The organism is Immundisolibacter sp., assembly GCF_050250495.1.
In the GTDB taxonomy this organism is placed as follows: domain Bacteria; phylum Pseudomonadota; class Gammaproteobacteria; order Immundisolibacterales; family Immundisolibacteraceae; genus Immundisolibacter.
Genome location: NZ_JBFWOM010000020.1, coordinates 1 through 3543 on the forward strand (window position 1 = coordinate 1; position 3543 = coordinate 3543).

The 3543-nt window shown below is 70.1% G+C and carries 3 protein-coding genes and 1 pseudogene; 3 read left to right on the forward strand and 1 reads right to left on the reverse strand.

Translation table 11 applies throughout. From position 1 onward, the window contains the following. Positions 1–509, reverse strand: a pseudogene (locus AB7F93_RS11685) (transcription-repair coupling factor); the annotation flags it as partial. A 46-nt stretch (positions 510–555) separates the two neighbouring features. On the opposite strand from AB7F93_RS11685, the gene AB7F93_RS11690 reads away from it, so the two are divergent. The 3 genes from AB7F93_RS11690 to AB7F93_RS11700 all read left to right on the forward strand — a co-directional run bounded on the left by AB7F93_RS11690 (position 556) and on the right by AB7F93_RS11700 (position 3497). Next, positions 556–1353, forward strand: coding sequence for a uracil-DNA glycosylase (locus tag AB7F93_RS11690; RefSeq protein ID WP_428303086.1), 798 nt, complete (start codon positions 556–558; stop codon positions 1351–1353). Beyond that, positions 1353–1841: a ribosomal protein S18-alanine N-acetyltransferase gene (rimI, locus tag AB7F93_RS11695; protein WP_428303087.1), complete on the forward strand. Its 489-nt coding sequence runs from the start codon at positions 1353–1355 to the stop codon at positions 1839–1841. The genes AB7F93_RS11690 and rimI overlap by 1 nt, the downstream gene beginning before the upstream one ends. A 72-nt stretch (positions 1842–1913) precedes the next feature. Next, complete coding sequence (locus AB7F93_RS11700; protein WP_428303088.1) at positions 1914–3497, forward strand: peptide chain release factor 3; 1584 nt, start codon at positions 1914–1916, stop codon at positions 3495–3497. Positions 3498–3543 lie beyond the last annotated feature (46 nt).

Here is a 3543-nt window from a genome sequence, read left to right on the forward strand (position 1 = left end):
ACCTGGTTGACCGCCGTGTAGCCGGCCCGGGCGAGCCGGTCGCGCATGTCGGTGAGGTTCAGGCGCTCGCCACGCTTCAGGTGCAGGCTGTAGGCGTCCAGGTACGTCTGCGGCGGCAGGCGCTGCATCAGCGTCGCCATCGGCACGATCAGCACGCCGCGATCGAGCCGCGGCAGACGGTGCAGCGCCGCCAGGCGCTCGGAGATCAAATCCTGGTGCGGCGAGAAGGCGTCGTACGGCAGCGTTTCCCAGTCCGGGAAGCTCAGCACCGGCAGCGCGCCGCCGGCGAAGAACGGAATCTCGCGTTCGAGGCGTTCGGCGGCCGGCGTGTCGGCGGCCACCACCAGCAGCGGGCCGCGTGCGGCGAGCGCGGCTTCCGCCAACGCCAGCGCCTGGCTTGCGCCGGTGAGGCCGCTCCAGTCGCGGCGCTCGCCGGGCTTGGCCGGTGCGGTCGGATTCAGCAGGGCAGGGATGACGGCCGGGGAGGTGGCTGAAGAGGCGGTATTCATGCGGGCGCTATTATAGGCGGCGCCTTCATCGCCCCGGTTTTGTCGAATGCCCGTCACCCCGCGCCAGGCCGCTTATCTGCACGCTTTGGGCGTGACGCGCTACGAGCCCCGACGGGTTCAGCAGGCGGTGGTTGTCGATGTGGCAGCGGCCGAGCCCGGCCTGAAAACGCCGCCGCCGATGCAGATTCGGGAGGCGCCGCCGGTTGTGTCGCAAGCGGTCGTAGCGCCGGCAACAGCGCCCGCTGTCGCAACTACAGCAACCGACCCCGCGACCGCCTGGTCCACGCTCACCGCGCAGATCGCCGCCTGCACCGCGTGCGCGCTCAGCCGCACCCGCACGCACACCGTGCCCGGCGTGGGCGACTGGAACGCCGACTGGCTGATCATCGGCGAGGCGCCGGGCGCGGAAGAGGACGCCCGCGGCGAGCCCTTCGTCGGCCGCGCCGGCAAGCTGCTCGACGCCATGCTGCGCGCGGTGGGTCTGGACCGCAGCCGCGGCGTGTACATCACCAACATCGTCAAGTGCCGGCCGCCGAACAACCGCGACCCGGCGCCGGACGAGGCCGCCGCCTGCGCCGGCTATCTCGAACGGCAGATTGCGCTCATCGAGCCGAAGCTCATCCTCGCCGTCGGCAAGGTGGCCGCGCATAACCTGCTTGGCAGCGAGGAGCCGATAGGCCGCCTGCGTGGGCGGGTATGGCACTGGCGCGGCACCGATCTGCCCGTGGTGGCGACCTATCACCCGGCCTACCTGCTGCGCTCGCCGCTGGAAAAGCGCAAGGCCTGGGACGACCTGTGCCTGGCGCAGGACGTGTATCGCGAGCGCAGCGAGGCACGCGCCTGATGGCCGCGCGCCTGCCCGATCCGGCCGGCGGCGTGATCGCGCTGCGCGCCATGGCGCTGGCGGACGTGCCGGCCGTGGCGGCCATCGAGCAGCAGTCGTATCCGGCGCCGCAGGCGTGGTCCGAGGGCATCTTTCGCGACTGCCTGCGCGTGGGTTACCTGTGCCGCGTGCTGGAGGTGGACGCCGTGCTGGCCGGTTACGGCATCCTGTCGATCGCCGCCGGCGAGGCGCATCTGCTCAATGTCTGCGCGTCACCGGCCTTTCGCGGGCGGGGGCTCGGGCGGCAGCTGGTCGAGCATTTTCTTGATCTCGCCGACCGCTATAAGGCGCACACGGTGTATCTCGAAGTGCGGCCATCGAACACCGTCGCCCGCGAGCTTTACAAGTCGCTTGGGTTTCGGCGCATCGGCGTGCGAAAATCCTATTACCCGGCGGCGCCCGGCGAGGCGCGTGAAGACGCGCTGCAACTCGCCCGGGACATTGCCTGACCGGCGCCTGGCCCCCATCTCCCCAGAATCATCCCGCTTGCCGGCGGTCCTGTCGCCGGTGCTGATCCCCGCATGACCGAACTCACCCGCGAGGTCGCCCGCCGGCGCACCTTCGCCATCATTTCCCATCCGGACGCGGGCAAGACCACGCTCACGGAAAAGCTGCTGCTGTACGGCGGCGCCATCCAGCTGGCCGGCACCGTCAAGGCGCGCAAGGCCGCGCGCCACGCCACGTCCGACTGGATGGCGCTCGAAAAGGAGCGCGGCATTTCGGTCACGTCGTCCGTGATGCAGTTTCCCTACCGGGACTGCGTGATGAACCTGCTGGACACGCCCGGCCACGCCGACTTCTCGGAGGACACCTACCGCACGCTGACGGCGGTGGACTCGTGCCTGATGGTGATCGACGCCGCGCGCGGCGTGGAGGAACGCACCATCAAGCTGATGGAGGTGTGCCGTTTGCGCGACACGCCGATCATCACCTTCGTCAACAAGCTGGACCGCGAGGGCCGCGAGCCGGTCGAGCTGCTGGACGAGATCGAGTCCGTGCTCGGCATCGCCTGCGCGCCGGTGAGCTGGCCGATCGGCATGGGCCAGCGCCTGAAGGGCATCGTCGATCTCGTGACGGGCCAGGTGCGCCTGTTCGGCGCCCGCCACGGCGAGCGTGCGGATGCCGGCGAGCTGCTGGACGGCCTGGACGATCCGCGCCTGCTGGAGCACGTGGACGCGCAGGATCTGGCGGCGCTGAAGGACGAGATCGAGCTGGTGCAGGGCGCGAGCGCGGCGTTCGACATCGAGGCCTACCGCGCCGGGCGCCAGACGCCGGTGTTCTTCGGCTCGGCCATCCACAACTTCGGCGTGCAGGAACTGCTGGACGCCGTGGTCAGCTACGCGCCATCGCCTTCCGCGAGCACCGCGCAGGAGCGCCGCGTGGCGCCGGACGAGCCGGCCTTCACCGGCTTCGTGTTCAAGATTCAGGCGAACATGGACCCGGCGCACCGGGATCGCGTGGCGTTTTTCCGCGTGTGTTCCGGCGTGTTCGAGCGCGGCATCCGCGTGCGGCATGTGCGCATCGGCCGCGACCAGCAGCTTGCGAACGCCATCACCTTCATGGCCGGCGAGCGCGAGGGCGCCGAGCGCGCCGTGGCCGGCGACATCATCGGCATCCACAACCACGGCACGGTGCGCATCGGCGACACCTTCACCCAGGGCGAGAGCCTGCGCTACACGGGCATCCCGGACTTTGCGCCGGAGCTGTTCCGCCGCGCGCAACTGCGCGACCCGCTGCGCAGCAAGCAACTGCTGAAGGGGCTAGAGCAACTGTCGGAAGAGGGCGCCACGCAGCTGTTCCGGCCGCTGATCAACAACGACCTGATCCTGGGCGCCGTCGGCGTGCTCCAGTTCGAAGTGGCGGCGTATCGCTTGAAGCACGAGTACGGCGTCGAGGCGACCTTCGAGCCGGTCAACGTCGTCACCTGCCGCTGGGTGCACGGCGAGGACGCCAAGAAGCTCGACGAATTCCAGCGCCGCGCCGAGGCCAACCTGGCGCTCGACGGCAACGGCGAGCTGGTTTACCTGGCCCCGACGCGGGTGAACCTGAACCTCACCGAGGAGCGCTGGCCGGACCTGCGCTTCCTGGCCACGCGCGAGCATTGACCCCGCATGCCCGCATGACCCGCTGACCACGCGCACCCTCTCCCGC

Bases quoted from the DNA above. Each gene is read 5' to 3' on its own strand.
- AB7F93_RS11700 (WP_428303088.1), top strand. From the start codon at position 1,914: ATGACCGAACTCACCCGCGAGGTCGCCCGCCGGCGCACCTTCGCCATC.
- rimI (WP_428303087.1), top strand. From the start codon at position 1,353: ATGGCCGCGCGCCTGCCCGATCCGGCCGGCGGCGTGATCGCGCTGCGC.
- AB7F93_RS11690 (WP_428303086.1), top strand. From the start codon at position 556: ATGCCCGTCACCCCGCGCCAGGCCGCTTATCTGCACGCTTTGGGCGTG.